Genomic DNA, 25,148 nt, shown 5'->3' on the forward strand with positions numbered 1-25,148 from the left:
CCACCGCTACCCGTTTCTCCAGCTCGACCGCATCACCGCCTTCGAGCCGATGAAAACCCTAACCGCCATCAAAAACGTAACCATAAACGAACCCCAGTTCCAAGGCCACTTTCCCGACCTGCCCGTGATGCCCGGCGTACTCATCATCGAAGCGATGGCGCAAGCCTGCGGCACACTCGCCATCCTCAGCGAAGGCGGCCGCAAGGAAAACGAATTCTTCTTCTTCGCCGGTATAGACGAAGCCCGTTTCAAACGCCAAGTCATCCCCGGCGACCAACTCGTCTTTGAAGTCGAGCTGCTGACCAGCCGGCGCGGCATCGGCAAATTCAACGCCGTTGCCAAAGTGGACGGGCAAGTTGCCGTCGAAGCCGTGATTATGTGCGCCAAACGCGTAGTTTGAGTGTTCAGAAAAAGGTCGTCTGAAAGTTTCAGACGATCTAATAAAAAGAAAACCCACCGGTTTAGGTTTATTCAAACCCAGGGACACGGTGGGGATTAGTTTTATCTAACTGTATCAAATATAGTTTGAAACGTCAATTTTATAGTGGATTATAAGGAATGCTGTAGTATTTTTTCTGATTTCAGAATGGAACGATATAAAAATGCCGTTGGGGAAGACAAAGCGGCTGAATTGTATTTATTGAATCTATCTTTATCAAGAGAACTTTTTCATGTTGTTTCAATATTTGAGATTGTTTTAAGAAGCAAAATTGACATTTGCCTTCAACAGGAGTTTAAAGACAGAAACTGGTTATATGATAGCATACAGCCACAAACGAATCCTGCATTGAAATATCAAGGTTGCTTTTTAAGAAATGGTACGAAAGAATCTGCTGAATTAATCAAGGTTGTATTATCTAAAATACAAAATAATAGCGGGGGAAAATTTGACCACAACCAATTGGTTGCAGGACTAGGATTCGGTTTTTGGCGGTATCTGTTTGCGGGAGGGAAAGATGCTCAATTTGATGCTACAGGGAAAGTATTGATGAAAGTTTTTCCAAAAAAGCCCAAATCTACACCAAGTGTGCAATATAACCAAAAATGGATTTTTCGAGAACTTTCCAATATTAACAATTTCCGTAATCGTTTGGCACATCACGAACCGATTTGTTTTAAAGGTGCAATAAAAGATACCAACTACGCTAGAAATATTCACCAATCTATTTTTGAACTGCTTAATTACATGGATGTAGATACTACTTCAGTATTTAGCCATTTTAGCGATCAAGTGATTGCGGTCTGCGATGAAATCGACAAACTGTAATTTTCTATTATTTGTCTTAACAAGCAGCGGAGTATTAAAAACATGACCCTTATCCACCCGACCGCCGTCATCGACCCCAAAGCCGAACTCGACTCCGGCGTCAAAGTCGGCGCGTACACCGTTATCGGCCCCAACGTCCAAATCGGTGCGAATACCGAAATCGGCCCGCACGCCGTCATCAACGGCCACACCAGCATCGGCGAAAACAACCGCATTTTCCAATTTGCCAGCCTCGGCGAAATTCCGCAGGACAAAAAATACCGCGACGAGCCGACCAAGCTGATTATCGGCAACGGCAACACCATCCGCGAATTCACCACCTTTAATTTAGGCACGGTAACCGGCATCGGCGAAACCCGTATCGGCGACGACAACTGGATTATGGCGTACTGCCACCTCGCGCACGACTGCGTGGTCGGCAACCACACCATTTTCGCCAACAACGCCTCGCTTGCCGGACACGTTACCATCGGCGACTACGTCGTTTTGGGCGGCTACACGCTGGTTTTCCAATTCTGCCGCATCGGCGACTACGCCATGACCGCCTTCGCCGCAGGCGTACACAAAGACGTACCGCCCTACTTCATGGCATCGGGCTACCGCGCCGAACCGGCGGGGCTCAACAGCGAAGGCATGCGCCGCAACGGTTTTACCGCAGAGCAGATTTCCGCCGTCAAAGACGTGTACAAAACCCTCTACCATCGCGGCATTCCGTTTGAAGAAGCCAAGGCAGACATCCTCCGCCACGCCGAAACCCAAGCCGAGCTTGCCGTATTCCGAGACTTTTTCGCACAATCGACGCGCGGCATCATCCGCTGACCGTACCCTTTTGATGCCGTCTGAAACCTCCAAAAGCGTTTCAGACGGCATTTGCGCTATAATTCAAACCATCAAATCATCTTATTTCTCAGGGCTTCATATGTTAGACAAATACTCCCCCGCCGAAATCGAATCCAAACACTATCAAAACTGGGAAAGCCAAGGCTATTTCCAGCCCGATATGGATTTGACGAAACCGTCTTTCTCCATCCAACTGCCGCCGCCCAACGTAACCGGCACGCTGCACATGGGACATGCCTTCAACCAAACCATCATGGACGGTCTGACCCGCTACTACCGCATGAAAGGCTGCAACACCGCCTGGATTCCGGGCACCGACCACGCGGGCATCGCCACGCAAATCGTGGTCGAGCGTCAGCTTGCCGCGCAAAACGTGTCCCGTCATGACTTGGGGCGCGAAAAATTCTTGGAAAAAGTGTGGGAATGGAAAGAAGTTTCCGGCGGTACGATTACCCAGCAAATGCGCCGCGTGGGTTGTTCTGCCGACTGGACGCGCGAGTATTTCACGATGGACGACGTGCGAGCTGAAACCGTAACCGAAGTGTTCGTGCGTCTGTATGAACAGGGCTTGATTTACCGAGGCAAACGCTTGGTGAACTGGGATCCCGTGCTTGGCACGGCGGTATCGGATTTGGAAGTGGAAAGCGTGGAAGAACAAGGCTCTATGTGGCACATCCGCTATCCGCTGGCGGACAATCCCGCTGAAGCCGTTATCGTGGCGACCACCCGCCCTGAAACGTTGCTGGGCGACGTTGCCGTTGCCGTTAATCCCGAAGACGAACGTTACACCCATTTAATCGGCAAAGAATTAATCCTGCCGCTGACCGGCCGTACCATCCCCGTGATTGCCGACGAATACGTTGAAAAAGACTTCGGCACAGGCTGCGTGAAAATCACGCCTGCGCACGACTTCAACGACTACGAAGTCGGCAAACGCCACGACACGCGCCTGATTAATGTGTTCGACTTGGAAGCCAAAGTATTGGCAAACGCCGAAGTGTTCAACTTCAAAGGCGAAGCGCAACCAGGCTTTGCCCTGCCTGAAAAATACGCGGGCTTAGACCGCTTTGCCGCGCGTAAACAAATGGTTGCCGATTTGCAGGAACAAGGCTTCTTGGTCGAAATCAAAGCGCACACGCTGATGACGCCGAAAGGCGACCGTACCGGTTCCGTGATTGAGCCGATGCTGACCAGCCAATGGTTTGTCGCCATGTCCGCCACACCGAACGGCGGCGAGCCTGACAGCGAATTCAAAGGCTTGAGCCTCGCCGACAAAGCCAAAAAAGCCGTCGACAGCGGCGCAGTGCGCTTTATCCCTGAAAACTGGGTCAACACTTACAACCAATGGATGAACAACATCCAAGACTGGTGTATCTCGCGCCAACTGTGGTGGGGTCATCAAATCCCCGCGTGGTACGACGAAGCAGGCAATGTGTACGTTGCCCGCAATCAGGCGGAAGCCGAAAAACAGGCCGGCAAAACCGGTTTGACCCGCGAAGAAGACGTATTGGACACATGGTTCTCCTCCGCACTCGTGCCGTTCTCTACGCTCGGCTGGCCGTCTGAAACCGACGAACTCAAAGCCTTCCTGCCGTCCAACGTCTTGGTTACCGGCTACGAAATCATCTTCTTCTGGGTGGCGCGCATGATTATGATGACCACCCACTTTACCGGCAAAGTACCGTTTAAAGACGTGTACATCCACGGCATCGTGCGCGACCACGAAGGCAAAAAAATGTCCAAATCCGAAGGCAACGTCATCGACCCTGTCGATTTGATTGACGGCATCGACTTGGACAAACTGTTGGTGAAACGTACCACCGGCCTGCGCAAACCCGAAACCGCGCCCAAAGTAGAAGAAGCCACGAAGAAACTCTTCCCCGAAGGTATCCCCAGCATGGGCGCGGACGCTTTGCGCTTCACCATGGCGAGTTACGCCAGCTTGGGGCGCAGCGTCAACTTCGACTTCAAACGCGCCGAAGGCTACCGCAACTTCTGCAACAAAATCTGGAACGCCACCAACTTCGTCTTGATGAACACCGAAAACCAAGACTGCGGCTACGGCGCAACCGCCGCCGAACCGCGCGGCTATTCCTTCCCCGATATGTGGATTGTAGGCCGTCTGAATCAGACCATCGGGCAGGTTACGCAAGCCTACGAGACCTACCGCTTTGATTTGGCGGCGGAAACCCTGTACAGCTTCGTATGGAACGACTATTGCGACTGGTATTTGGAACTCGCCAAAGTGCAGCTTCAAACCGGCTGTGCCAGCCGCCAACGCGCCACACGCCATACCTTATTGCGCGTACTCGAAGCCGCCCTGCGCCTGCTGCATCCGATTATCCCGTTCATCACCGAAGAATTGTGGCAAACCGTCGCCCCTATGTGCGACGCGAAAACCGCCGACAGCATTATGCTCGCCCGCTTCCCCGAAGCCGACGGCGGCGAGATTGTTCAGACGGCATTCGGGCAAATGACCGTGCTGCAGGATTTGATCGGCGCCGTCCGCAACCTGCGCGGCGAAATGGGCATCCAGCCCAACGTAAAAGCCCCGCTGTTTGTCGAAAGCGCGGACGACTTGGCGGACTACCTCAAATACCTGCCGATGATGACCCGCCTGACCGAAGCACGGCAAGTCGCCGCCCTGCCCGAAAGCGAAGATGCCCCCGTCGCCGTCTGCAACGGCGCGCGCCTGATGCTGAAAGTCGAAATCGACAAAGCCGCCGAAACCGCCCGTTTGAGCAAAGAAGCCGAGAAGCTGCAAAAAGCCTTGGACAAACTCAATGCCAAACTTTCCAAACCCGGCTACACCGAAAAAGCCCCCGCGCATTTGGTGGAAAAAGACAAAGCCGATTTGGCGGAGTTGGAAGACAAAATGGCAAAAGTGCAAACTCAGTTGGCGAAGTTGAAAGACTGATTTGATTGAATAAACAAGGCCGTCTGAAAACCTGAAACCAGTGTTTTCAGACAGCCTCATCAAAAGGAAATCAAATGATGGACTTTATCGTGCCTATATTGCTTGTCGTAGCCATCATCGTACTTCATATTCATACCTGCTTTACCGAAGCCGTCCACCTCAACAAATGGCGGCCGTGGCTGATTATTCTATTGTTGATTCTGACCGGCACTTGGTTTATCTACTTCGTCAGCCGTACCGCACTGATGAAGTTGGGTGTCCAGCTGGCACTGATTGCAGGTCTCGTGATTTATATTTCTTGAACGTCAAAGGAAATACGATGAAACTCTTTATTCTGCCGGTACTTTTATCCGCAACAACCGCCTTAGCTTCTCCGATTGTCGGTACATGGCATTGCATCGGCACTGATGAAAACATTCACGGTGATGCAAAAGTCGAATATCTTCAGGACGGCAGTTTCCGTGGCGATGCTATACTCAAAATTGATGATGACGGCAATATCTTGGCATACCGTGTTGTCGGCTCAGGGAAATGGCGTTTTGAAAACAATGCCTTGACGGAAAGCCAAATCAAATATAGCGAAGTTTCACGACAGCACAGCCCCGAAACGCTGGCGTGGTTGGAAAAGTCGGAGGATGGACGACTCTTGGAAAGCATGATGTACACCGGATTGGTCGCGCAGATGGACAAACCCGGTAAAGATGGAGTATATCAAATAGATAAAACAGGAAAATTGGTATCTGAAGACGGAACTTCCCGTGATGTATGTACGAAAGTGAAGTAAAAAACACTTGTAGATCAGATAAGTTTGTCTGATTGATGACTAGATAACAAATGCCGTCTGAAACCCGTTTCAGACGGCATTGCCTGCGCCTAGTCGTGGATAAAACTTACCCCGTGAAGCTGCGACTGCATAATCGCCGCCTTCATCGCCGACAATGCCTTCGGACGGACAAAATTGCGGCGGTACGCCAATACGACCCGCCGGCTTGGCGGCGTACCCTCAAACGGAATAATGCTGAACAGCATATGATCGTTTTCGGTCAGCGCGGTTGCCGGCAACACGCTGATTGCCAAACCGCTGGCAACCATATGGCGGATTGTATTGATCGAGCTGCCCTGCAATGTATTGGTCAGCCCCTGTATGCGTTGTTTCGCCGCCAATTCGGAACAGCTTGAGAGCACCTGATCCCGCATACAGTTGCCTTCCGTCAGCAGCAAAACCTGCTCCTCACCCAGCATCCGAGGCGAAACGGCATCCAGTTCCTCAAATGAATGCCCTTTCGGGACAATCACGAAAAACGGTTCGTCATACAAGGGTTCGGTAACAATGCCCGGCTCTTGAAACGGTTCGGCAACGATAATCGCGTCAACGTCCCCGCGTTTGAGCGACTCAGTCAAAGTATGCGTGTAATTCTCTTCCAACATCAAAGGCATTTTCGGTGCAGTACGGCGCAACGAAACAATCAATTTCGGCAACAGGTACGGCGCAACCGTGAAAATCAGCCCGAGTTTGAACGCACCCTCCAGCTCGTTTTGTTCTTCATTTGCCAAATGCCTGATAAGCTCCGCCTCTTCTAATACCTTACGCGCCTGTGCAACGATACGTTCCCCCGCCTCGGTCGTAATAATATCGTTGCTGCTCCGGTCAAACAAAGAGACGGCAAGCTCTTCTTCCAATTTCTTAATGGCAATAGACAAAGTGGGCTGGCTGACAAAACAACGCCGCGCCGCCCTGCCGAAATGACGTTCTTGGGCGACTGCGACGATGTACCGCAATTCGGTTAAGGTCATGTCCTATACCTTTTTCTGTTCCGGCAAAGTAATGTTCAACTCAAGCACATCCATACCATCCTGCTTTTCTTGGGAAATACGGATATTGTCTAATGAAACATTCACATATTTGGACAGGACTTCCATCAACTCTTTACGTAAAGTCGGCAGGTAATCCGGAGCCTGACCTTCTTGAGCGCGCTCTTGGGCAATGATGATTTGAAGGCGGTCGCGGGCAACGGTTGCCGTTTTCTGCTTTCTGCCGAATAAAAGTTCGATCAATGACATACCTTATCCTCCGAACAGACGTTTGAAGAAGCTTTTTTTCTCAGCTTCCAAGAAACGCATTTCACGGTTCTCGCCCAAAAGACGGGCAATAACGTCCTTATATGCCTCGGAAGCCGCTACGCTGTCCTGATGGATGACCGGTTCTCCGGAATTGGATGCCTGCAAGACGTTTTGGGATTCGGGAATCACACCCAGCAAAGGAATACGCAGAATATCGCAAATATCCTGTACAGACAGCATTTCGCCTTTTGCCACACGTTCGGGAGAATAACGCGTAATCAACAGATGTTCTTTAACCGAACCGCCTTGCTCTGCCTTACGGGATTTGCTTTGCAAAATTCCCAAAATCCTGTCGGAGTCACGCACACTGGAAACCTCAGGATTGGTCGTTACAATGGCTTCATCAGCAAAATACAACGCCATCAATGCACCCTGCTCAATACCGGCGGGAGAGTCGCAAATAATATACTCAAAACCCATTTTCTTGCCGGACAGCTCCTGCATCACTTTTTCGACACCCTCGCGTGTCAAAGCGTCTTTATCCCGAGTCTGGGAAGCCGGCAAAATAAACAGGTTTTCACAATTTTTATCTTTAATCAAAGCCTGGTTGAGTGTCGCCTCACCCTGAATGACATTGATCAGGTCATAAACGACACGACGCTCGCAGCCCATAATGAGGTCGAGGTTACGCAAGCCCACATCAAAATCAATTACCGCCGTTTTATATCCGCGTAATGCCAAACCTGTCGCAATACTGGCACTGGTAGTCGTTTTACCGACACCGCCCTTACCTGAAGTTACTACAATAATTTTTGCCACAATATTTCCTTTTTAAAATATCAAACAATTACTCTGAGCCAATTGCACTGATAACCAACCGATTATCCTGCAACAATATCTGTACCGGCTGCTTGTGCAGATGATCCGGCAAATCCTGTTCAAAATTACGGTAAATACCCGCCACAGAAACCAGTTCTGCCTGCATGGAGTGGATAAATATACGGGCAGAAGTATCACCCTTGGCGCCGGCCAAAGCACGCCCCCTCATCGGCGCATAAATATGTATATTGCCATCCGCAATCAATTCCGCCCCCTGACTGACCGCCCCCGTAACAATCAAATCGCCATCTTCGGCATAAACCTGCTGACCGGTACGGACAGGGGATGTAATCAATACTGTTTTCCTTGCTTTCTGACCATCCTCCGTTTTCTGCACCTCAACCTGACCCAGTTCTTTAACATTTTCCGAATGAGACAGACAAAACAGCAAATGATACTTCATAGCCACAGCAGCCCAACGTTCATTAGAATGCTTCAGACCCAAAATTTGCATACCATGCCTTGAAAACAACGAAACCAATGCAGCAAGATCCAAAGACTCGGGATAATCAAACTCTTGAACATCCAGAACAAATGGAACAACACCAGACTCTTGAAACTTCTTGCCCAATTTGACCAACACATCTTCCAAATCAAACAAGTCTGATGTATGCAAAGATATAGACAATACGTCCATCTTTGTCGACTTTATATCGAAGGCATTCATCATATAGACCATCATAGAATTTTTTAATGATGTAAGTTTACCGCGCAAACCCTAGCTATTCAATTAATATTTTAAACATAATAGCCAATACCCTATTACCTATCAGATATTGCAAAAATAACGCCACCTGCTTTTCGGCAGATGGCGTTATACGACTAAAATTACTCAGCAGCCGGTTTGTCAACCAATTCAACCAGTGCCAGAGGTGCATTATCACCTTTACGGAATCCGTATTTCAACACTCGAACATAACCACCGTTACGAGCAGTAAAACGAGGACCCAAATCGCCAAACAGTTTTACCACAACATCACGGTCGCGAGTACGGTCAAATGCCAAACGGCGGTTTGCCAATGACGGTTTTTTACCCAATGTAATCAACGGCTCTACTACACGGCGCAATTCCTTGGCCTTAGGCAGAGTTGTTACAATAGTTTCGTGAGTCAATAATGAATTCGCCATATTACGCAGCATTGCAGCACGATGACTGCTGGTACGGTTTAATTTGCGATTGCCATTACGATGACGCATATCAATTATCCTTTAATTCTTCATTAAGGCTTTTCCAAGCCTACAGGTGGCCATGCTTCCAACTTAGAACCCAGTGTCAAACCTTTAGATGCCAATACTTCCTTGATCTCATTCAAAGATTTACGTCCCAAATTCGGCGTTTTAAGAAGCTCGGTTTCAGTGCGTTGAATCAAATCGCCAATATAATAAATATCCTCAGCTTTCAAACAATTAGCTGAACGTACTGTCAATTCCAGATCATCTACCGGACGCAAAAGAACAGGGTCGATAGGAGGTGCTTTTTCTTCAACCTCCTCCACAGGAGTACCCTGCAAATCAGCAAAAATAGACATCTGATCAATCAAAATACGTGCCGCACTGCGTACAGCTTCCTCAGGATCAATAGAACCGTCGGTTTCGATATCCAAAACCAACTTATCAAGATCCGTCCGCTGCTCTACACGTGCAGGTTCAACCTCAAAGCTAACACGGCTGATGGGCGAAAAACTCGCATCCAACTGGATTGCACCAATCTGACGGTTCTCATCACGAACTACCTGACGACCTGAAACAGATTGATAACCACGACCTTGCTCCACTTTAATTTCCATCTCAATTTGACCGTTATCAGCCAAATGACAAATGACATGACCAGGATTCAGAATTTCTACATCATGCGGCAACTCAATATCACCGGCAGATACGACACCTGAACCTGATTTCTTCAACACAAGTTGAACTTGGCTACGACCATGGAGTTTAAACACAATACCTTTAATATTCAGTAAAATGTCAACAACATCTTCCTGAATACCATCAACAGTAGAATATTCGTGTAATACACCGGCAATAGCTACTTCAGTAGGAGCAAAACCATTCATGGATGACAGTAAGATACGGCGCAAAGCATTACCTAAGGTATGACCGAAACCACGTTCAAATGGCTGCATAGATACTTTTGCACGAGTTGCAGAAAAAGTATTTACATCAATTTGACGAGGTTTCAAAAATTCGGTTGTGCTATTCTGCATTTAACTGTCCCTCACTGAGCTAGCATTATTTAGAGTAGAACTCTACCACCAGCTGTTCATTAATATCACCGGTCAATTCCGAGCGATCCGGCATGTTTTTGAACACACCCTCAAGTTTATCTGCATCTACAGAAACCCAACCCGGCAAGCCGATTTGAGTTGCCAAACCCAATGCTTCTTGAATACGCACCTGTTTTTTGGCTTTTTCACGAACTGAGACAACATCACCAGCTTTCACTTGGAAAGAAGGAATATTGACAACTTGTCCATTTACAGCTATCGCCTTATGAGAAACAAGCTGTCTTGCTTCAGCTCGGGTAGAACCGAAACCCATACGATAAACGACATTATCCAAACGAGATTCCAGCAATTGCAACAGCAACTCGCCAGTAGAACCTTTACGACGATCAGCTTCTGCGAAATAACGACGGAACTGACGTTCTAATACGCCATAAATACGGCGGATTTTTTGTTTTTCACGCAACTGCAAACCATAGTCTGACAAACGCGGTTTTTTTGCACCATGCTGACCAGGAGCGGAATCAATTTTACATTTAGAATCCAAAGAGCGGCGCGCACTCTTCAAAAACAAATCCGTACCTTCGCGACGTGCCAACTTACATTTAGGGCCAATATAACGTGCCATGTTTCAAATCACTCCAATATTAAATACGACGTTTTTTAGGCGGACGGCAACCGTTATGAGGCAACGGGGTAACGTCAGTAATGCTGGTAATCTTGAAACCAAGAGCGTTTAAAGCACGTACAGAGGATTCGCGACCAGGACCTGGACCTTTAATACGAACCTCTAAATTTTTAACGCCATACTCTTGGGCAACTTTACCAGCTGCTTCTGCTGCAACTTGTGCTGCAAATGGTGTACTTTTACGAGAACCTTTAAAACCAGCGCCGCCAGAGGTAGCCCAAGACAACGCATTGCCTTGACGGTCAGTGATTGTAATGATGGTATTGTTGAAAGATGCATGAACGTGCACAATACCCTCACTCACGGTTTTACGTACTTTTTTACGTACACGTGAAGCTGTGTTTGCTTTAGCCATTAATAAAATTCCTTAAAATTTATTTCTTACCAGCAATCGCTTTACGCGGACCTTTGCGGGTACGCGCATTTGTACGAGTGCGTTGACCGCGGCATGGTAAGCCGCGACGATGACGGAAGCCACGATAGCAGCCCATGTCCATCAATCGCTTGATACTCATAGTTACTTCACGACGCAAATCACCTTCTACTTCATACTTGGCAACTTGATCACGTAAAGCATCTAATTGAGTCTCGTCCAAATCTTTTGCTTTAGTATCAGGCGCAATATTTGCAGCCTCACAAATCAATTTAGCACGAGTAGCACCAATACCGTAAATAGCCTGAAGACCAATTACGATGTGTGCGTTATTAGGGATATTTACCCCTGCAATACGAGCCATATTTTTTCCTTTTTAGGGCAAAGTGTGTCACTATATCACAGAATCACATTAAAAGAAATATTCCATTAACCTTGACGCTGTTTGTGACGGGGATCAGTACAAATTACACGAACTACACGATTTCGACGAATAATCTTGCAATTTCGGCAAATTTTCTTAACAGATGGTTGTACACGCATTTTATTTTCCTTTTATTGGTTTATCTTGCTCTGAAAACAATTCGAGCCCTAGTTAGATCATAAGGTGTCAGCTCTACTGTGACCTTATCTCCCGGAGAAATACGAATGTAATGCATCCGCATCTTCCCAGAAATATGACCCAATACAATATGGTCATTCTCAAGTTTTACTTTAAATGTTGCATTAGGTAAAGTTTCAAGAATTTCACCTTGCATTTGGATAGTATCTTCTTTCGCCATAATTCTATTTCCGAGAAAATGATTTCATTTCTGAACGAGTCATTAACTTATCATACTGTTGAGTAAGCCTATACGAATTTATTTGTGTACTAAAATCCATCGTTACAACAACTAGAATCAACAAAGACGTGCCACCCAAATAAAAAGGTACATTTAAAACCGTAGTTAAGAACTCTGGAATTAAACAAATAGTTGTAATATAAAGAGCTCCAAACAATGTCAAACGTAATACAACTTTTTCTAAATACCTAGAGGTCTGCTCACCAGGTCTAATCCCAGGAACAAAAGCACCACTCTTTTTTAAATTCTCTGCCATTTCTTTAGGGCTAAAAAACAAAGCCGTATAAAAATAACAAAAGAAAATAACTGTCGCTGCAAATAAAGCCATATACAGCAATTGACCGTGTTGTAACAATCCAGCTATTTTGTGCAAAACACTATTTGTATCAGCCGAACCAAACCAACCTAAAAGAGTAGATGGAAATAGAATAATACTGGAAGCAAAAATTGGGGGAATAACACCAGCCATATTCAACTTGAAAGGCATATGCGTATTTTGACTACCCACCCCGCCATTAAACTGGCGTTTTGCATAATGAATAGGAATCTTCCGCTGTGCACTTTCAAAGTATACAACCAAATAAATTAATAATAAGGCACCAAATACAACAAGCAACGCCGTAAGTATACTCATAGAACCTTGGTTCGTCAGTGTAACCAGCTTTGCAATACCCGAAGGAATACCTGAAGCAATACCTGCCGTAATGATTAAAGAAATACCGTTCCCGATACCCCTTTCAGTAATTTGCTCCCCAAGCCACATAAGAAACATGGTTCCCGTTACCAAAGAAACTACCGTGGAAACATGAAACTCAAATGAACTTGTTACAACAACTCCTTGCTGAAATACGAAAGATGCAACACCTAGACTTTGAAGAATTGCTAACAAAACAGTACCATACCTAGTATATTTCGTAATTACCTTTCTACCAGCCTCCCCTTCTTTTTTTAAAGCCTTCAATGATGGCAAAATTTCAGAAGCGAGCTGCACAATAATAGAAGCTGAAATATATGGCATGATTCCTATTGCAAATATACTAAAGCGCTCTAACGACCCACCGGAAAACATATTCAACATTCCCAGGATGCCGTTTCCAGCGCTTTCGTATAATTTAGCTAAAGCAACAGCATCAACTCCAGGTACGGGTATATGGGCACCAATTCGAAAAACAATCAATGCTCCAAATAGAAACAAAAGACGTTTCTTAAGATCTCCAAACTTGGATAAACCTGATGACGTTTGTTGATTAGCCACAATATTAAACCTTACATTTCAATCTTACCACCAACAGCCTCGATAGCAGCTCTCGCACCTTTGGTAGCTTTAATACCCTTCAAAGCAACTGCCTTAGAAATTTCACCAGAAGCAATAACTTTAACATTAGAGACTGTAGATGCAATCAGACCTGCTTGCTTTAAGACCAAAATATCAATCTCATTAACAGCAATTGATTCCAGTTCACTTAAACGAAGCTGTGCATTAGCTGATGCTGTTAAAGATTTAAAACCTCTTTTAGGGAGACGTCGTTGCAAGGGCATTTGACCACCCTCGAAACCCACCTTATGAAACCCACCAGACCGGCTCTTTTGACCTTTATGACCACGACCACCCGTTTTGCCAAGACCACTACCAATACCGCGTCCAACACGACGACCAGCATGCGTAGCACCAACAGCAGGTTGAATTGTATTCAAAAACATATCAAGACTCCACTTTCAACAAGTAGCTGATTTTATTAATCATACCACGGTTTTCGGGGGTATCTAAAACCTCTACCGTATGCTCGCGACAACGCAAACCCAAACCGCGTGCACATGCACGATGAGATTCAATTGTACCAATCAGGCTTTTAACCAATGTAACCCTAATCTTTTTTTGTTCAGCCATGGTTAACTCCCAAAATGTCTTCCACTGTCAAGCCACGTTTGGCTGCGATATCAGCAGGAGTATGCAACTTAGACAAACCATCTAATGTTGCACGTACGATATTATATGGGTTAGTAGATCCGTGCACTTTGGCGGAGATATTATGAATGCCCATAGCATCAAAAACCAAACGCATAGGTCCACCGGCTTTTACGCCGCTACCCTCTTTAGCAGGCTGCATAAATACTTTAGTAGCACCATGTCGACCAATAACCTCATGATGAATCGTACCATTTTTTAATGGTACCTTAATCATAGAGCGTCGTGCTTGATCCATCGCCTTTTGGACTGCAACAGGCACCTCTTTTGACTTACCTTTACCCATACCAATACGACCATCTCCATCACCAACAACAGTTAGCGCAGAGAAAGCCATAATGCGACCACCTTTAACTACTTTGGTTACACGGTTAACTGCGACCATCTTTTCAATCAGACCGTCACCGCGTTCTTCAATTTCATGTTTTGCCATCTGAAAGTCTCCAAATATTTAGAAGCTTAAACCATTTTCACGAGCAGCTTCAGCCAAAGCCTTCACACGACCGTGATATTGGAAACCTGAACGATCAAAAGCAACCTTTTCTACACCTGCTGCTTTAGCCTTCTCAGCAATACGTTTACCAACTATTGCAGCTGCTTCAACATTGCTTCCAGATTTCAGACTACCGCGCACCTCAGCTTCCAATGTAGAGGCTTGGGCCAATACTTTATCACCTTCAGCACTAATTACTTGAGCATAAATATGATTATTGCTTCGGAACACACATAATCTTACCATTTTCAAGTCCGCAATACGAGCACGGGTTTTGCGTGCACGACGGAGTCGGGTTGTATGTTTATCCATTAGTGAACCTCAATTATTTTTTCTTGGCTTCTTTCATTACCACTACTTCGCCTACATAGCGAACACCTTTACCTTTATAAGGCTCAGGAGCACGGAACGCACGAATCTCAGCAGCAACTTGACCAACAACTTGTTTATCCGAGCCGGTTAAAACAATCTCTGTTTGGCTAGGAGTTTGAACGGAGACACCTTCAGGCATTTCATATACGATTGGATGAGAAAAACCCAAAGACAGATTCAAGATTTTACCTTGTGCTTGAGCACGATAACCCACGCCTATCAATTGTAATTTCTTCTCAAAACCTTCTGAAACACCTTTAACCATATTGCTGACTAATGCGCGAGCAGTACCAGACATTGCATTTGCTTGTTTACTGCTGTTATTCGCAACAAAAGTCAATTTGCCATCATTAAATTCAATGGCTACATCAGAATGCAAAGGAAAAGACAATTCACCGTTCTTACCCTTAATAACTAATGCCTCTGTTCCAAATTTTACTTCTACACCAGCGGGAACAGTCACTGGGTTTTTTGCGACACGTGACATTTCTTTTCCTCCACTAGGCTACAATGCATAACAACTCACCACCAACACCTTGAGAACGTGCTTTACGATCAGTCATTACACCTTTAGAAGTACTAACAATAGCAATACCCAAGCCATTCATAACACTTGGAATCTCACTAGACGCTTTATAAATACGCAAACCGGGGCGAGATACACGCTTGATTTGTTCAATTACAGGACGACCTGCATAGTATTTTAATTGAATTTCCAATATAGACTTTACGTCAGATGAAACTGTGAAGTCCTCAATATATCCTTCTTCTTTCAATACCTTTGCAATAGCACACTTTAATTTTGAAGAAGGCATTGCAACTGCTGCTTTATTAGCACGTTGCGCATTGCGGATACGAGTCAACATATCGGAAATAGGATCATGCATACTCATTCTTAATTACTCCTATTACCAGCTGGCTTTAACAACACCCGGAATTTCGCCACGCATGGCGATTTCACGGATTTTAATACGACCCAAACCAAATTTACGGAAAGTACCACGAGGGCGACCTGTCAAAGCACAACGACGACGTTGACGCACAGGTGCCGCATTACGAGGAATGGATTGAAACCTCAAACGAGCCTCAAAACGCTCTTCCTCAGTTGCATTCGAATCATTGATTACCGCTTTAATTGCCGCGCGTTTAGCCGCATATTTTTTAGCCAAAGCTTGACGTTTCAGATCACGATTAATAAGTGCTTTCTTAGCCATGATTATCCTTTGAACGGAAATTTAAACAATGACAATAAAGCTTTCGCTTCCTCATCGGTTTTTGCTGTAGTAGTAATAGTAATATTCAAACCACGCAAAGCATCAATTTTATCGTACTCAATTTCCGGAAAAATGATTTGTTCGCGAACACCCATGTTGTAATTACCGCGACCATCAAATGACTTACCGCTTACACCACGAAAATCTCGAACACGAGGCAATGCAATAGTAATCAAACGGTCCAAAAATTCAAACATTTGATCACGGCGCAAAGTAACTTTACAACCGACAGGGTAGTTGTCACGAATTTTAAAACCAGCAATAGATTTACGGGCTACAGTTACAACAGGTTTCTGACCGGCAATTTTTTCCAAATCAGACACAGCGTGTTCCATTACTTTCTTATCAGCAACCGCTTCGCCAACACCCATATTTAAAGTAATCTTTTCAATACGGGGCACTTCCATAACCGATTTGTAACCAAACTGTTTAACCAACTCAGGAACAACAGTACTTTTATAAAACTCTCTCAAACGAGCCATGTTATCTCCTTATGCTCCAATGATAGAGCCATTAGATTTGAAGAAACGAACGCGCTTAATTTTGCCTTCAGTTTCAATCAATTTAATACCAACACGGTCTGCTTTGTTTGTCTCGGGATTCAGAATTGCAACATTAGAAATATCCAAAGGCATTTCTTTTACAATAATACCACCCTCAACTCCGCGCATTGGATTCGGCTTCTGATGACGCTTAACAGCATTTACACCAGAAACAATTACCTTCCCACCAAGCACGCGGATGACCTGACCCCGCTTACCCTTGTCTTTACCTGCGATAACAACAACTTGATCGCCTTTAACAATCTTATTCATTCCACCACCCCTTACAATACTTCAGGAGCCAATGAAACGATTTTCATAAATCGCTCAGTACGCAGCTCACGAGTTACAGGACCAAAAATACGAGTACCCAGAGGTTCGAGCTTATTATTCAACAACACAGCAGCATTGTTATCAAACTTAATCAAAGCCCCATCAGGACGACGAACACCTTTTGCAGTACGAACAACGACAGCATTATAAACATCGCCCTTCTTGACACGACCACGCGGAGCCGCATCTTTAATTGCAACTTTAATAATATCGCCAACCGAAGCATAGCGACGCTTAGACCCACCCAATACCTTGATACACATTACTCTACGCGCACCAGAGTTATCAGCCACATCTAAGATGGTCTGCATTTGAATCATGTTATTACCTTTAAATTAACCAACTTAATTTACCACTTTCAGATAACTTACAGCAAAGCCGCTGCTTATTAAATGAAACCTTGCGGTTCAAGTAAACCAGTCTTGGACCCCGAAAGGGAAGAAACTTCCAGAAGAAACTGAAAGACAGGAAACGAAGTTTACACGCAAATTAGATTTGCTGCAATACTTCGTTTCCCATTCCAAGCACGTTGCTTTAATTCTTAAATAGAACGTGCTTTCTCAACCAGCTCACTGACAACCCAAGATTTAGTTTTTGACAATGGACGAGATTCCGATATAACAACCACATCACCAATTCCATATTGATTATTTTCATCATGGGCATGGATTTTAGTAGATAATCGAATAATCTTACCATACAGCGGATGTTTTACTTTACGCTCAACCAATACTGTTACGGTTTTATCCATTTTGTCGCTTACTACTTTGCCTTGCAAAGTACGAACATTTTTAGTTTCGCTCATTACTTAGCACCTTTTTCAGTTAAAACGGTTTTAATACGAGCAATATCGCGACGTACACGTTTCAATTCACTTGGTTTGCCTAATTGACCAGTAGCGTTTTGCATACGTAAGCCAAACTGAGCTTTCAACAAGTCCAACAAATCTGCATTCAACTGCTCAACGGATTTGTCTTTCAATTCATTTGCTTTCATTATTGACCCACCTGTCTTACTACAAAGGTTGTAGGAATAGGCAATTTGGCAGCAGCCAACTCGAATGCTTCACGAGCCAGTTCCTCTGGAACGCCATCCATTTCATACAACACTTTACCTGGTTTAATTTCGGCAATGTAATATTCCACGTTACCTTTACCGCCACCCATACGAACTTGAATAGGCTTTTCAGTAATCGGTTTATCAGGGAATACACGAATCCAAATACGACCACCACGTTTGATATGACGGGTCATTGTACGACGAGCAGCTTCGATTTGACGGGCAGTCAAACGACCACGACCTACGGCTTTCAAGCCGAACTCACCGAAACTTACCTTATTACCGCGAGTAGCGATGCCGGTATTACGACCCTTTTGTTGCTTACGGTATTTCAGTCTAGTTGGCTGCAGCATTACGTCTACCTGCCTTTCTTTGTTTACTCTCATGTTCAGGTTTGGAAGATTTAATATTGCCTTCCGTATAAACCCAAACTTTCAGACCCAATACACCATATGTGGTGTGCGCTTCGCTGGTTGCATAATCTACATTTGCACGTAAAGTATGCAGTGGCACGCGACCTTCACGATACCATTCGCTACGGGCAATATCCGCACCATTCAGACGGCCTGATGTCATAATCTTAATGCCTTTAGCACCAGAACGCATTGCATTTTGCATTGCTCGTTTCATAGCACGACGGAATTGAACGCGTTTTTCCAACTGCTGGGCAATTCCGTCAGCAATAATTTGAGCATCCAACTCAGGACGGCGGATCTCTTCAATATTTACATGAACAGGCACACCCATCAAGGCTTGCAAGTCACGTTTCAAAACTTCGATATCCTCACCTTTTTTACCGATAACCACACCCGGACGAGCGGAGTGAATGGTAATGCGTGCAGATTTTGCAGGGCGTTCAATAACTACTCGACCAACCGAAGCATTGGCCAATTTTTGACGCAAATAATTGCGAACATCGATATCCTGCTTCAAAACAGTAGAAAAGTCGGTGCTTTTAGCAAACCATTTTGAAGCCCAGTCTTTAGTTACCGCCAGGCGAAAGCCTGTAGGGTTAATCTTTTGTCCCATAGCTTTTCCTTAGTTACCCACTGTCACATTGATATGACAAGTTTGTTTTTCGATGCGGTTACCGCGACCCTTGGCGCGAGCTTGAAAACGTTTCAAGCTTGGACCTTTGTCAACAAAGATAGTTACCACTTTCAGTTCATCAATGTCCGCACCGTTATTGTGCTCGGCATTAGCAATAGCTGACTCCAATACTTTTTTGATCAGCTCGGCACCTTTTTTAGGACTGAAAGCCAAAATATTCAAAGCTTGGGCAACGTCTTTACCACGAATCAAATCAGCTACCAAACGAGCCTTTTGAGCAGAGATACGGGCATTTTTATGTTGTGCATTTACTCTCATGATTCACCTTATTTCTTTTTAGCCTTTTTATCGGCCAAGTGGCCTTTAAAGGTACGGGTCAATGAGAATTCGCCTAATTTATGACCAACCATATTGTCGCTGATAAACACAGGCACATGGGTGCGGCCGTTGTGCACGGCAATGGTCAGACCGATAAAATCAGGCAGAATGGTAGAACGACGAGACCAAGTTTTAATCGGGCGTTTGTCGTTGCTTGCGCGAGCAGCATCTACTTTTTTCAGCAAATGCAGGTCTACATATGGGCCTTTTTTTAATGAACGAGCCATACTAATTAACCTTTATTTGAGTAACGGCGACGAACAATCATATTATCCGTGCGTTTGTTATTACGAGTGCGGTAGCCTTTAGCAGGAGTACCCCATGGGCTGACCGGTTCGCGAGCTTCGCCCGTACGACCTTCACCACCACCATGCGGGTGATCGACGGGGTTCATGACAACACCGCGTACGGTCGGACGAATACCGCGCCAACGATTAGCACCGGCTTTACCGATTTTCTTCAGGCTTTGCTCTTCGTTACCGACTTCACCGATGGTTGCACGGCAATTTACGTTGATTTTACGAACTTCGCCAGAGCGCAGACGAACTTGAGCGTACGCGCCTTCTTTAGCCAGCAATACCGCAGAAGCACCGGCAGAACGTGCGATTTGAGCACCTTTACCGGGTTTCATTTCGATACAGTGGATAGTCGTACCAACGGGAATGTTGCGAATCGGCAGGGTGTTGCCTACTTTGATGGCAGCTTCAGCGCCGGAAACTAATACAGCACCGGCTTGAATACCGCGAGGAGCAATGATGTAACGACGCTCGCCGTCTGCATAGCACAACAGTGCGATGAAGGCAGTACGGTTAGGATCGTATTCGATACGCTCTACTTTAGCAGGAATGCCGTCTTTGTTACGTTTAAAGTCTACAACACGGTAATGGTGTTTATGACCGCCGCCTTTGTGACGGGTGGTGATATGACCATTATTGTTACGGCCGGCAGTAGAATTTTTCTTTTCAAGCAAGGGTGCATAAGGTGCACCTTTGTGCAAACCTTCTGTTACCACGCGAACCATGCCGCGACGGCCTGCAGAGGTCGGCTTCATTTTAACGATTGCCATTTTGTTTATTCCTTATCTGCAGCTGCAGCAGCGGCTTCCAAATCCAACTCTTGACCGGCAGCCAAGCTTACATAAGCTTTTTTAACATCGCTGCGGCGGCCCAAAGTACGACCAAAACGCTTAGTTTTGCCTTTAGTTGTAACGGTAGTTACAGAAGCAACTTGAACACCAAACAGCAGCTCAACAGCAGCTTTGATTTCAGGTTTGGTTGCATTTGCCAAGACTTTAAACGTCATTTGGTTGCGTTTTTCAGCCAATACGTTGCTTTTTTCAGAAACGATAGGTGCCAAAATCACTTGAGTCAAACGTTGTTGATTCATACCCATTGCTCCTCTAATTGTGCAACTGCATCTTTAGTGATAACGACTTTTTTGTAACGCAGCAAGCTGTAAGGATCAACTTGTTGAGCTTCCAAAACCAACACGTTTGGCAAGTTGCGTGAAGCCAAGTAAACATTCTCGTCGAGCTGTTTGGTTACAAACAACACTTGCTCCAGACCAAGATTTTTCACTTGTTCAGCAAAAACTTTGGTTTTAGGAGTTTCAGCAGTCAACGCTTCGATAGCAAACAAACGCTCGTCACGAGCCAATTGGGACAGAATAGTCGCCATACCGGCACGGTACATTTTACGGTTTACTTTTTGAGTGAAGTTTTCGTCAGGTTTGTTCGGGAACGCGCGACCACCTTTACGCCACAGCGGAGAAGAAGTCATACCGGAACGGGCACGACCGGTACCTTTTTGACGCCATGGTTTTTTGGTTGAGTGTTTTACTTCGGCACGGGTTTTTTGAGCGCGGTTACCGGAGCGGGCGTTCGCCAAGTAGGCATTTACCAGCTGGTGAACCAACGCTTCATTGTATTCGCGGGCGAACAAAGCATCAGAAACAGACAGGCTGCCTGAAACTTGTCCTTTAGCGTCAATTACTTTCAATTCCATTACGCACCTACTTTCACGCTGGGACGAACTACAACATCGCTGTTGACCGCACCCGGAACAGCACCCTTGACCAACAGCAGTTGGCGTTCTGCATCAACACGGACAACTTCCAATTTTTGAACAGTTGCTTTGGTGTTACCGTATTGGCCGGCCATACGTTTACCGGGGAACACGCGACCCGGGTCTTGTGCCATACCGATAGAACCAGGAACACGGTGAGAACGGGAGTTACCGTGGGAAGTACGTTGGGCACCGAAGTTATGACGTTTGATCGTACCGGAGAAACCTTTACCTTTAGAGGTACCGGTTACATCGACCAGTTGACCGACTTCAAACATAGAAACGGTGATTTCGTCACCGGCTTTCAATTCAGCCAGTTTTTCTTCAGTCAAAGCAAACTCAATCAAACCGCGACCGGCTTCAACACCTGCTTTTGCAAAGTGTCCGGCTTCGGCTTTGTTGACACGATTGGCTTTTTTCTGACCAAAGGTAACTTGAACGGCAGTATAGCCGTCAGTATCTTTGGATTTTACTTGTGTAACGCGGTTGGCAGACATATCCAAAACGGTTACCGGAACAGAAACACCCTGTTCGTCGAACACGCGGGTCATACCAACTTTGCGTCCAACCAGACCTAAAGTCATGATTATTTTCCTTTTAAAGTAAAGGGACAGGCTACGATTGGCCTGTCTTTCAGACAAAGTTAAACTTGGTACGAATGTACCAAGTTCGGCATTATATCCGACAAGTCAAAGAAATATCAACAGAAATATCAGAAATATCTTCAATATGCCGTCTGAAGCGTTTTGAATCTTCAGACGGCATAGGACCGGACTCTTTTAAAGGGGTCGGTATCCGACCATCACAGAGTATGCATCTTTCTCCGACAAACCGGAATATGGTTGATGACTGCATCCATTATTTCTTTGAGATGGTAGTTTTCGTATGCCGAATAGTAAACGGGTTTGGAAATCTGCAAACCTGTCGCTTCCAGAATCCTTTTTTGTACCGATTCGGCCTTCTCGTCTAGAAACTGTTGCAAATTCGGCAGCGGCTGATGCAGCGCCTTATCCCAATAACGTCCTTTCATCGCCATATCCGCCTGATTGATTGCAACAATAACCCTATCCGGATCAATCATTTTAAGGATAACGTCCCTCAATAAATCATAAGCCGTACCCAAATCGCGGGAGCTGCCGTCAAGGATAACGAACACCAAATCTATCCAGCCCCACTGCCCATCCGAATGAGTGTAGGTTTTGGACAGGACATCAATCAGTTTTTGCCGATGTGTGCGGTCAGCCTCCTTCCCGTCGCCCAAACCTGCGCTGTCCCAAAACCGCAACACATCGTTCAGCATATAGCTTTCGACCAATTGCGTTTCGGGATCCACGCCTGTGCCTACCTTGGCTTTTTGTTCGCCAAACAAGGCATTTAAGGTTGAGGACTTGCCGACACCTGTCGCACCGACAAGCAAGACATCCAGAGGATGGAAACCGGCTGCTGTGACTTTTTGCCCGATTTCAGAAATACGGTAACGATGCATATGCGCTCCTACCAGCCAAACCAAGAGGCAATCGTGCTAATCCCCCTTCCAATCGTTTCTCCAATCGCTTTTGCAGCGCCGCCGATCAGCGTCCCGACACTGCTCGCTATCGTTGAAACAACATCTTTAACCACGCCTCCCGCAGCCCCCAATATTTTCTCCAGCGCACTGCCGATACTGCTGTCGATTTCTTGCCGCTCCTCCTGTTTGCGGCGGCTGGTATCTCGCTCGATTTCTTCCACATTAATCTTCTCTGCCACAATCACCCGTTTTTCAGACGGCATAGCCGTAATGATGTAACGCAACAGGCGGGTTATGTTATAGGGACGCTGCTCCTCATCCTCACTCTTAAAGCCCGCTGAAAAATAAATCGGGTTGACCGTAACGCCGGTAGCTTCCTGAATGCGCTTGCGTGTCGAACACACTTTCTCCTCCAAAAAGTTTTCCAAGGCGGCATTCGGACGGCCGGCTTCCGCATCCCAATTCCGCCCTTTCATCGCCATATCGCACTGATTAATCGCAACCAGCAACCGGTCTGTACGGCCTTCCCCGCTCTTCTTCAATGTATTGATGATTACATTGTTAATCAGTTCGTATGATGTCCCCAAGTCTCTGGAGCCGCCGTCAAGCAGCACCAAAACCAAGTCGATGACGGCATTGCCGTTACTGTCTTTCTCCAGCAGCTTATTGATGATATTGCGCCGGTGCTGTTGGTCTGCCCTCTCTCCGTCGCCCAAGCCCGGACTATCCCAAATCGTCATATTCTCCAATTCATATTTGGCAATATCCATAGTTTCAGGATCTACGCCCACGCCTACTTTTGCGACTTCCTTTACCGCCCCATCACTCTTTCCCGTTGCCTGATCTATGCTGAACAAGGCATTGATGGTGGATGATTTGCCGCAACCAGTGGCTCCGGTAATCAAAATATTGACGTGCGTGTCCTGCAAGATCTTAACCGCCCGCTCCAAATCATGCCGTTCTTCCGAATTCAATTCTTTGTTGTTTAAAATATCTTTAAAGACATTAAGTAGGCTCATCATCTTTCCTTTATTTACTTGAGAATAAAACATCATCCATCCTTAGAATCAGATGGATGCTTCTGCCAAAACTGGGTCTGATTCTACCTTTCTTCGGGGGGGGCAAGCCTTCGGAAGGCTATGGATAAAAAATATCCTGTTTTGTTCACTAAAAAATGCCGTCTGAAAATTCTTGAGGCGCAAAATAAGCCGATTTCACCGGCGCACTGTTTTTTAATTTTGTTGTTTTGCCTTGAATCTGTTTGCCGCCGCATACTTTCAGACGGCATAACATAAAAAATCCCCAAGCATTAATTGCTTGGGGATTTTCAACAGCCCTAATTATTGGACTTTGATTTCTACATCAACACCGGCCGGCAAATCCAGCTTCATCAGCGCATCAGTAGTTTTGTCGGTCCAATCCACGATGTCCATCAGGCGCAAGTGGGTGCGGATTTCCAATTGTTCACGGGAAGTTTTGTTCACGTGCGGAGAACGCAAAATGTTGAAACGCTCGATTTTGGTCGGCAAAGGAATCGGGCCTTTTACAACGGCACCGGTGCGTTTTGCAGTTTCAACGATTTCTTGTGCAGAACGGTCAATCAGGGCGTAATCATAAGCTTTCAGGCGGATACGGATTTTTTGGTTTGCCATTTATCAATATCCTTCAATTAAGCGATAACAGAAGAAACCACGCCGGCACCCACGGTACGGCCGCCTTCGCGAATCGCAAAGCGCAGACCTTCTTCCATAGCGATAGGCGCAATCAGTTCTACAGTAATGGTTACGTTCTCACCCGGCATTACCATTTCCACACCTTCTTCCAAAGTAACCGCGCCGGTTACGTCGGTGGTACGGAAGTAGAATTGCGGACGGTAGTTGGCGAAGAACGGAGTGTGACGACCACCCTCTTCTTTGCTCAATACGTACACTTCTGCTTTGAATTTGGTGTGCGGAGTGATGGTGCCGGGTTTGGCCAATACCTGACCGCGTTCCACGTCTTCACGTTTGGTACCGCGCA

General features: G+C 45.9%; 41 protein-coding genes and 1 pseudogene. 6 read left to right on the forward strand and 36 right to left on the reverse strand.

The annotated features are described in order from the left end of the window. From fabZ to KEM39_RS08035, 6 genes are all read left to right on the forward strand, one after another. A partial coding sequence (fabZ, locus tag KEM39_RS08010; protein ID WP_211709808.1) for a 3-hydroxyacyl-ACP dehydratase FabZ occupies window positions 1–400 on the forward strand: 400 nt, incomplete at its 5' end. Window positions 401–586: 186 nt separating this feature from the next. After that, window positions 587–1,267 (forward strand): Abi family protein, encoded by a 681-nt coding sequence (locus tag KEM39_RS08015; protein ID WP_118997356.1) that lies wholly within the window; start codon window positions 587–589, stop codon window positions 1,265–1,267. Window positions 1,268–1,309: 42 nt separating this feature from the next. Next, window positions 1,310–2,086 carry an acyl-ACP--UDP-N-acetylglucosamine O-acyltransferase gene (lpxA, locus tag KEM39_RS08020; protein ID WP_118997355.1) on the forward strand — a complete coding sequence of 259 codons (777 nt, stop codon included), beginning with the start codon at window positions 1,310–1,312 and terminating at the stop codon, window positions 2,084–2,086. Window positions 2,087–2,186: 100 nt separating this feature from the next. Then, window positions 2,187–5,024 (forward strand): valine--tRNA ligase, encoded by a 2,838-nt coding sequence (locus tag KEM39_RS08025; protein WP_118997437.1) that lies wholly within the window; start codon window positions 2,187–2,189, stop codon window positions 5,022–5,024. Between the two features lie 74 nt (window positions 5,025–5,098). After that, window positions 5,099–5,326 (forward strand): enterochelin ABC transporter, encoded by a 228-nt coding sequence (locus KEM39_RS08030; protein WP_118997354.1) that lies wholly within the window; start codon window positions 5,099–5,101, stop codon window positions 5,324–5,326. A gap of 17 nt (window positions 5,327–5,343) precedes the next feature. Beyond that, window positions 5,344–5,808 (forward strand): hypothetical protein, encoded by a 465-nt coding sequence (locus KEM39_RS08035; protein WP_118997353.1) that lies wholly within the window; start codon window positions 5,344–5,346, stop codon window positions 5,806–5,808. An 89-nt stretch (window positions 5,809–5,897) separates the two neighbouring features. Here the strand turns inward: KEM39_RS08035 and oxyR are convergent, their stop codons facing one another. The 36 genes and pseudogenes from oxyR to KEM39_RS08215 form a co-directional block, all read right to left on the reverse strand. Beyond that, window positions 5,898–6,818 (reverse strand): LysR family transcriptional regulator OxyR, encoded by a 921-nt coding sequence (oxyR, locus tag KEM39_RS08040; RefSeq protein WP_003749828.1) that lies wholly within the window; start codon window positions 6,816–6,818, stop codon window positions 5,898–5,900. A 3-nt stretch (window positions 6,819–6,821) separates the two neighbouring features. Beyond that, a complete protein-coding gene (gene minE / locus KEM39_RS08045) occupies window positions 6,822–7,085 on the reverse strand; it encodes a cell division topological specificity factor MinE (protein WP_003749826.1) in 264 nt (87 codons plus the stop codon). Window positions 7,086–7,088: 3 nt separating this feature from the next. Next, on the reverse strand, window positions 7,089–7,904 hold the full coding sequence (gene minD / locus KEM39_RS08050) for a septum site-determining protein MinD (RefSeq protein WP_003690053.1): 816 nt from the start codon (window positions 7,902–7,904) through the stop codon (window positions 7,089–7,091). A gap of 28 nt (window positions 7,905–7,932) precedes the next feature. Continuing rightward, complete coding sequence (gene minC, locus KEM39_RS08055) at window positions 7,933–8,646, reverse strand: septum site-determining protein MinC (protein ID WP_025457699.1); 714 nt, start codon at window positions 8,644–8,646, stop codon at window positions 7,933–7,935. A gap of 146 nt (window positions 8,647–8,792) precedes the next feature. Next, on the reverse strand, window positions 8,793–9,161 hold the full coding sequence (rplQ, locus tag KEM39_RS08060) for a 50S ribosomal protein L17 (protein WP_002216251.1): 369 nt from the start codon (window positions 9,159–9,161) through the stop codon (window positions 8,793–8,795). A gap of 23 nt (window positions 9,162–9,184) precedes the next feature. Further along, the gene (locus KEM39_RS08065) at window positions 9,185–10,171 is read right to left on the reverse strand and encodes a DNA-directed RNA polymerase subunit alpha (RefSeq protein ID WP_002215457.1); all 987 of its coding nucleotides are present in this window, start codon (window positions 10,169–10,171) and stop codon (window positions 9,185–9,187) included. 25 nt (window positions 10,172–10,196) lie between these two features. After that, window positions 10,197–10,817 carry a 30S ribosomal protein S4 gene (gene rpsD, locus KEM39_RS08070; protein WP_003749818.1) on the reverse strand — a complete coding sequence of 207 codons (621 nt, stop codon included), beginning with the start codon at window positions 10,815–10,817 and terminating at the stop codon, window positions 10,197–10,199. Between the two features lie 19 nt (window positions 10,818–10,836). Beyond that, window positions 10,837–11,232 carry a 30S ribosomal protein S11 gene (gene rpsK, locus KEM39_RS08075; RefSeq protein WP_002216249.1) on the reverse strand — a complete coding sequence of 132 codons (396 nt, stop codon included), beginning with the start codon at window positions 11,230–11,232 and terminating at the stop codon, window positions 10,837–10,839. Window positions 11,233–11,251: 19 nt separating this feature from the next. Next, entirely contained in the window at window positions 11,252–11,614 is a 363-nt protein-coding gene (gene rpsM, locus KEM39_RS08080; RefSeq protein WP_002215453.1) for a 30S ribosomal protein S13, read from the reverse strand. Window positions 11,615–11,679: 65 nt separating this feature from the next. Next, the gene (gene rpmJ / locus KEM39_RS08085) at window positions 11,680–11,793 is read right to left on the reverse strand and encodes a 50S ribosomal protein L36 (RefSeq protein WP_003697674.1); all 114 of its coding nucleotides are present in this window, start codon (window positions 11,791–11,793) and stop codon (window positions 11,680–11,682) included. A gap of 20 nt (window positions 11,794–11,813) precedes the next feature. After that, on the reverse strand, window positions 11,814–12,032 hold the full coding sequence (gene infA / locus KEM39_RS08090; protein WP_002215452.1) for a translation initiation factor IF-1: 219 nt from the start codon (window positions 12,030–12,032) through the stop codon (window positions 11,814–11,816). Between the two features lie 4 nt (window positions 12,033–12,036). Then, the gene (secY, locus tag KEM39_RS08095; protein ID WP_025457698.1) at window positions 12,037–13,347 is read right to left on the reverse strand and encodes a preprotein translocase subunit SecY; all 1,311 of its coding nucleotides are present in this window, start codon (window positions 13,345–13,347) and stop codon (window positions 12,037–12,039) included. A gap of 11 nt (window positions 13,348–13,358) precedes the next feature. Beyond that, entirely contained in the window at window positions 13,359–13,793 is a 435-nt protein-coding gene (rplO, locus tag KEM39_RS08100; RefSeq protein WP_003749814.1) for a 50S ribosomal protein L15, read from the reverse strand. 1 nt (window position 13,794) lies between these two features. After that, window positions 13,795–13,980, reverse strand: coding sequence for a 50S ribosomal protein L30 (gene rpmD / locus KEM39_RS08105; protein ID WP_025456591.1), 186 nt, complete (start codon window positions 13,978–13,980; stop codon window positions 13,795–13,797). Continuing rightward, complete coding sequence (rpsE, locus tag KEM39_RS08110) at window positions 13,973–14,491, reverse strand: 30S ribosomal protein S5 (RefSeq protein ID WP_002215445.1); 519 nt, start codon at window positions 14,489–14,491, stop codon at window positions 13,973–13,975. The genes rpmD and rpsE overlap by 8 nt, the downstream gene beginning before the upstream one ends. Before the next feature lie 18 nt (window positions 14,492–14,509). After that, a complete protein-coding gene (gene rplR, locus KEM39_RS08115; RefSeq protein WP_002215441.1) occupies window positions 14,510–14,863 on the reverse strand; it encodes a 50S ribosomal protein L18 in 354 nt (117 codons plus the stop codon). Window positions 14,864–14,876: 13 nt separating this feature from the next. After that, on the reverse strand, window positions 14,877–15,410 hold the full coding sequence (gene rplF, locus KEM39_RS08120; RefSeq protein ID WP_003749812.1) for a 50S ribosomal protein L6: 534 nt from the start codon (window positions 15,408–15,410) through the stop codon (window positions 14,877–14,879). Between the two features lie 13 nt (window positions 15,411–15,423). Then, window positions 15,424–15,816, reverse strand: a complete 393-nt coding sequence (rpsH, locus tag KEM39_RS08125; protein WP_003749810.1) for a 30S ribosomal protein S8 — start codon at window positions 15,814–15,816, stop codon at window positions 15,424–15,426. Window positions 15,817–15,831: 15 nt separating this feature from the next. Next, window positions 15,832–16,137, reverse strand: a complete 306-nt coding sequence (gene rpsN, locus KEM39_RS08130; protein WP_002216244.1) for a 30S ribosomal protein S14 — start codon at window positions 16,135–16,137, stop codon at window positions 15,832–15,834. A 2-nt stretch (window positions 16,138–16,139) separates the two neighbouring features. Beyond that, window positions 16,140–16,679: a 50S ribosomal protein L5 gene (gene rplE, locus KEM39_RS08135; protein WP_003749807.1), complete on the reverse strand. Its 540-nt coding sequence runs from the start codon at window positions 16,677–16,679 to the stop codon at window positions 16,140–16,142. 9 nt (window positions 16,680–16,688) lie between these two features. Then, entirely contained in the window at window positions 16,689–17,012 is a 324-nt protein-coding gene (gene rplX, locus KEM39_RS08140) for a 50S ribosomal protein L24 (RefSeq protein WP_025457697.1), read from the reverse strand. Window positions 17,013–17,023: 11 nt separating this feature from the next. Then, window positions 17,024–17,392 carry a 50S ribosomal protein L14 gene (gene rplN / locus KEM39_RS08145; protein WP_003749804.1) on the reverse strand — a complete coding sequence of 123 codons (369 nt, stop codon included), beginning with the start codon at window positions 17,390–17,392 and terminating at the stop codon, window positions 17,024–17,026. A 221-nt stretch (window positions 17,393–17,613) separates the two neighbouring features. Continuing rightward, the gene (gene rpsQ, locus KEM39_RS08150; protein ID WP_002215433.1) at window positions 17,614–17,877 is read right to left on the reverse strand and encodes a 30S ribosomal protein S17; all 264 of its coding nucleotides are present in this window, start codon (window positions 17,875–17,877) and stop codon (window positions 17,614–17,616) included. Continuing rightward, window positions 17,877–18,068, reverse strand: coding sequence for a 50S ribosomal protein L29 (gene rpmC, locus KEM39_RS08155; RefSeq protein ID WP_002215432.1), 192 nt, complete (start codon window positions 18,066–18,068; stop codon window positions 17,877–17,879). Before rpmC ends, rpsQ begins: the two co-directional genes overlap by 1 nt. After that, complete coding sequence (gene rplP, locus KEM39_RS08160; protein ID WP_003749802.1) at window positions 18,068–18,484, reverse strand: 50S ribosomal protein L16; 417 nt, start codon at window positions 18,482–18,484, stop codon at window positions 18,068–18,070. Before rplP ends, rpmC begins: the two co-directional genes overlap by 1 nt. Next, a complete protein-coding gene (gene rpsC / locus KEM39_RS08165; RefSeq protein ID WP_003749800.1) occupies window positions 18,468–19,160 on the reverse strand; it encodes a 30S ribosomal protein S3 in 693 nt (230 codons plus the stop codon). Before rpsC ends, rplP begins: the two co-directional genes overlap by 17 nt. 9 nt (window positions 19,161–19,169) lie before the next feature. Continuing rightward, on the reverse strand, window positions 19,170–19,499 hold the full coding sequence (gene rplV, locus KEM39_RS08170) for a 50S ribosomal protein L22 (protein WP_002215424.1): 330 nt from the start codon (window positions 19,497–19,499) through the stop codon (window positions 19,170–19,172). An 8-nt stretch (window positions 19,500–19,507) separates the two neighbouring features. Beyond that, on the reverse strand, window positions 19,508–19,786 hold the full coding sequence (gene rpsS / locus KEM39_RS08175) for a 30S ribosomal protein S19 (RefSeq protein ID WP_002215422.1): 279 nt from the start codon (window positions 19,784–19,786) through the stop codon (window positions 19,508–19,510). A 5-nt stretch (window positions 19,787–19,791) separates the two neighbouring features. After that, entirely contained in the window at window positions 19,792–20,625 is an 834-nt protein-coding gene (gene rplB, locus KEM39_RS08180) for a 50S ribosomal protein L2 (RefSeq protein WP_002215409.1), read from the reverse strand. 5 nt (window positions 20,626–20,630) lie between these two features. Continuing rightward, window positions 20,631–20,945 carry a 50S ribosomal protein L23 gene (rplW, locus tag KEM39_RS08185; protein WP_002231529.1) on the reverse strand — a complete coding sequence of 105 codons (315 nt, stop codon included), beginning with the start codon at window positions 20,943–20,945 and terminating at the stop codon, window positions 20,631–20,633. After that, on the reverse strand, window positions 20,942–21,562 hold the full coding sequence (gene rplD / locus KEM39_RS08190; RefSeq protein WP_003707135.1) for a 50S ribosomal protein L4: 621 nt from the start codon (window positions 21,560–21,562) through the stop codon (window positions 20,942–20,944). Before rplD ends, rplW begins: the two co-directional genes overlap by 4 nt. Next, window positions 21,562–22,206 carry a 50S ribosomal protein L3 gene (gene rplC / locus KEM39_RS08195; RefSeq protein WP_002215400.1) on the reverse strand — a complete coding sequence of 215 codons (645 nt, stop codon included), beginning with the start codon at window positions 22,204–22,206 and terminating at the stop codon, window positions 21,562–21,564. The genes rplD and rplC overlap by 1 nt, the downstream gene beginning before the upstream one ends. A 218-nt stretch (window positions 22,207–22,424) precedes the next feature. Further along, entirely contained in the window at window positions 22,425–23,108 is a 684-nt protein-coding gene (locus KEM39_RS08200; protein ID WP_211709809.1) for a GTPase, read from the reverse strand. An 8-nt stretch (window positions 23,109–23,116) separates the two neighbouring features. Further along, window positions 23,117–24,181, reverse strand: coding sequence for a GTPase family protein (locus KEM39_RS08205; RefSeq protein ID WP_211709810.1), 1,065 nt, complete (start codon window positions 24,179–24,181; stop codon window positions 23,117–23,119). Between the two features lie 288 nt (window positions 24,182–24,469). Beyond that, window positions 24,470–24,781 (reverse strand): 30S ribosomal protein S10, encoded by a 312-nt coding sequence (gene rpsJ / locus KEM39_RS08210; RefSeq protein ID WP_002215394.1) that lies wholly within the window; start codon window positions 24,779–24,781, stop codon window positions 24,470–24,472. Window positions 24,782–24,798: 17 nt separating this feature from the next. Further along, window positions 24,799–25,148: pseudogene (locus tag KEM39_RS08215) on the reverse strand (elongation factor Tu); the annotation flags it as partial.

It is taken from the genome of Neisseria sp. Marseille-Q1983 (genome assembly GCF_018224585.1).
GTDB lineage: Bacteria > Pseudomonadota > Gammaproteobacteria > Burkholderiales > Neisseriaceae > Neisseria > Neisseria polysaccharea.

What these genes read in the sequence shown, in the direction of transcription:
- rpmC (WP_002215432.1), bottom strand. Translation starts at nt 18,068, where the DNA reads ATGAAAGCAAATGAATTGAAAGACAAATCCGTTGAGCAGTTGAATGCA.
- rplP (WP_003749802.1), bottom strand. Translation starts at nt 18,484, where the DNA reads ATGCTGCAGCCAACTAGACTGAAATACCGTAAGCAACAAAAGGGTCGT.
- rpsE (WP_002215445.1), bottom strand. Translation starts at nt 14,491, where the DNA reads ATGGCAAAACATGAAATTGAAGAACGCGGTGACGGTCTGATTGAAAAG.
- rpmJ (WP_003697674.1), bottom strand. Translation starts at nt 11,793, where the DNA reads ATGCGTGTACAACCATCTGTTAAGAAAATTTGCCGAAATTGCAAGATT.
- rplQ (WP_002216251.1), bottom strand. Translation starts at nt 9,161, where the DNA reads ATGCGTCATCGTAATGGCAATCGCAAATTAAACCGTACCAGCAGTCAT.
- rpsM (WP_002215453.1), bottom strand. Translation starts at nt 11,614, where the DNA reads ATGGCTCGTATTGCAGGGGTAAATATCCCTAATAACGCACACATCGTA.
- rpsN (WP_002216244.1), bottom strand. Translation starts at nt 16,137, where the DNA reads ATGGCTAAGAAAGCACTTATTAATCGTGATCTGAAACGTCAAGCTTTG.
- rplB (WP_002215409.1), bottom strand. Translation starts at nt 20,625, where the DNA reads ATGGCAATCGTTAAAATGAAGCCGACCTCTGCAGGCCGTCGCGGCATG.
- KEM39_RS08200 (WP_211709809.1), bottom strand. Translation starts at nt 23,108, where the DNA reads ATGCATCGTTACCGTATTTCTGAAATCGGGCAAAAAGTCACAGCAGCC.
- rplE (WP_003749807.1), bottom strand. Translation starts at nt 16,679, where the DNA reads ATGGCTCGTTTGAGAGAGTTTTATAAAAGTACTGTTGTTCCTGAGTTG.
- rpsQ (WP_002215433.1), bottom strand. Translation starts at nt 17,877, where the DNA reads ATGAGCGAAACTAAAAATGTTCGTACTTTGCAAGGCAAAGTAGTAAGC.
- lpxA (WP_118997355.1), top strand. Translation starts at nt 1,310, where the DNA reads ATGACCCTTATCCACCCGACCGCCGTCATCGACCCCAAAGCCGAACTC.
- rpsH (WP_003749810.1), bottom strand. Translation starts at nt 15,816, where the DNA reads ATGAGTATGCATGATCCTATTTCCGATATGTTGACTCGTATCCGCAAT.
- rpsK (WP_002216249.1), bottom strand. Translation starts at nt 11,232, where the DNA reads ATGGCTAAAGCAAACACAGCTTCACGTGTACGTAAAAAAGTACGTAAA.
- rplC (WP_002215400.1), bottom strand. Translation starts at nt 22,206, where the DNA reads ATGACTTTAGGTCTGGTTGGACGCAAAGTTGGTATGACCCGCGTGTTC.
- rpsJ (WP_002215394.1), bottom strand. Translation starts at nt 24,781, where the DNA reads ATGGCAAACCAAAAAATCCGTATCCGCCTGAAAGCTTATGATTACGCC.
- rplR (WP_002215441.1), bottom strand. Translation starts at nt 14,863, where the DNA reads ATGGATAAACATACAACCCGACTCCGTCGTGCACGCAAAACCCGTGCT.
- infA (WP_002215452.1), bottom strand. Translation starts at nt 12,032, where the DNA reads ATGGCGAAAGAAGATACTATCCAAATGCAAGGTGAAATTCTTGAAACT.
- rplX (WP_025457697.1), bottom strand. Translation starts at nt 17,012, where the DNA reads ATGAATAAGATTGTTAAAGGCGATCAAGTTGTTGTTATCGCAGGTAAA.
- KEM39_RS08015 (WP_118997356.1), top strand. Translation starts at nt 587, where the DNA reads ATGGAACGATATAAAAATGCCGTTGGGGAAGACAAAGCGGCTGAATTG.
- rplV (WP_002215424.1), bottom strand. Translation starts at nt 19,499, where the DNA reads ATGAGAGTAAATGCACAACATAAAAATGCCCGTATCTCTGCTCAAAAG.
- rpsS (WP_002215422.1), bottom strand. Translation starts at nt 19,786, where the DNA reads ATGGCTCGTTCATTAAAAAAAGGCCCATATGTAGACCTGCATTTGCTG.
- rplF (WP_003749812.1), bottom strand. Translation starts at nt 15,410, where the DNA reads ATGTCACGTGTCGCAAAAAACCCAGTGACTGTTCCCGCTGGTGTAGAA.
- rplD (WP_003707135.1), bottom strand. Translation starts at nt 21,562, where the DNA reads ATGGAATTGAAAGTAATTGACGCTAAAGGACAAGTTTCAGGCAGCCTG.
- rplN (WP_003749804.1), bottom strand. Translation starts at nt 17,392, where the DNA reads ATGATTCAAATGCAGACCATCTTAGATGTGGCTGATAACTCTGGTGCG.
- minC (WP_025457699.1), bottom strand. Translation starts at nt 8,646, where the DNA reads ATGATGGTCTATATGATGAATGCCTTCGATATAAAGTCGACAAAGATG.
- KEM39_RS08205 (WP_211709810.1), bottom strand. Translation starts at nt 24,181, where the DNA reads ATGTTTTATTCTCAAGTAAATAAAGGAAAGATGATGAGCCTACTTAAT.
- KEM39_RS08035 (WP_118997353.1), top strand. Translation starts at nt 5,344, where the DNA reads ATGAAACTCTTTATTCTGCCGGTACTTTTATCCGCAACAACCGCCTTA.
- rplW (WP_002231529.1), bottom strand. Translation starts at nt 20,945, where the DNA reads ATGAATCAACAACGTTTGACTCAAGTGATTTTGGCACCTATCGTTTCT.
- minE (WP_003749826.1), bottom strand. Translation starts at nt 7,085, where the DNA reads ATGTCATTGATCGAACTTTTATTCGGCAGAAAGCAGAAAACGGCAACC.
- rplO (WP_003749814.1), bottom strand. Translation starts at nt 13,793, where the DNA reads ATGTTTTTGAATACAATTCAACCTGCTGTTGGTGCTACGCATGCTGGT.
- rpmD (WP_025456591.1), bottom strand. Translation starts at nt 13,980, where the DNA reads ATGGCTGAACAAAAAAAGATTAGGGTTACATTGGTTAAAAGCCTGATT.
- oxyR (WP_003749828.1), bottom strand. Translation starts at nt 6,818, where the DNA reads ATGACCTTAACCGAATTGCGGTACATCGTCGCAGTCGCCCAAGAACGT.
- KEM39_RS08065 (WP_002215457.1), bottom strand. Translation starts at nt 10,171, where the DNA reads ATGCAGAATAGCACAACCGAATTTTTGAAACCTCGTCAAATTGATGTA.
- rpsD (WP_003749818.1), bottom strand. Translation starts at nt 10,817, where the DNA reads ATGGCACGTTATATTGGCCCTAAATGTAAGTTGGCACGTCGCGAAGGT.
- KEM39_RS08030 (WP_118997354.1), top strand. Translation starts at nt 5,099, where the DNA reads ATGATGGACTTTATCGTGCCTATATTGCTTGTCGTAGCCATCATCGTA.
- rpsC (WP_003749800.1), bottom strand. Translation starts at nt 19,160, where the DNA reads ATGGGACAAAAGATTAACCCTACAGGCTTTCGCCTGGCGGTAACTAAA.
- KEM39_RS08025 (WP_118997437.1), top strand. Translation starts at nt 2,187, where the DNA reads ATGTTAGACAAATACTCCCCCGCCGAAATCGAATCCAAACACTATCAA.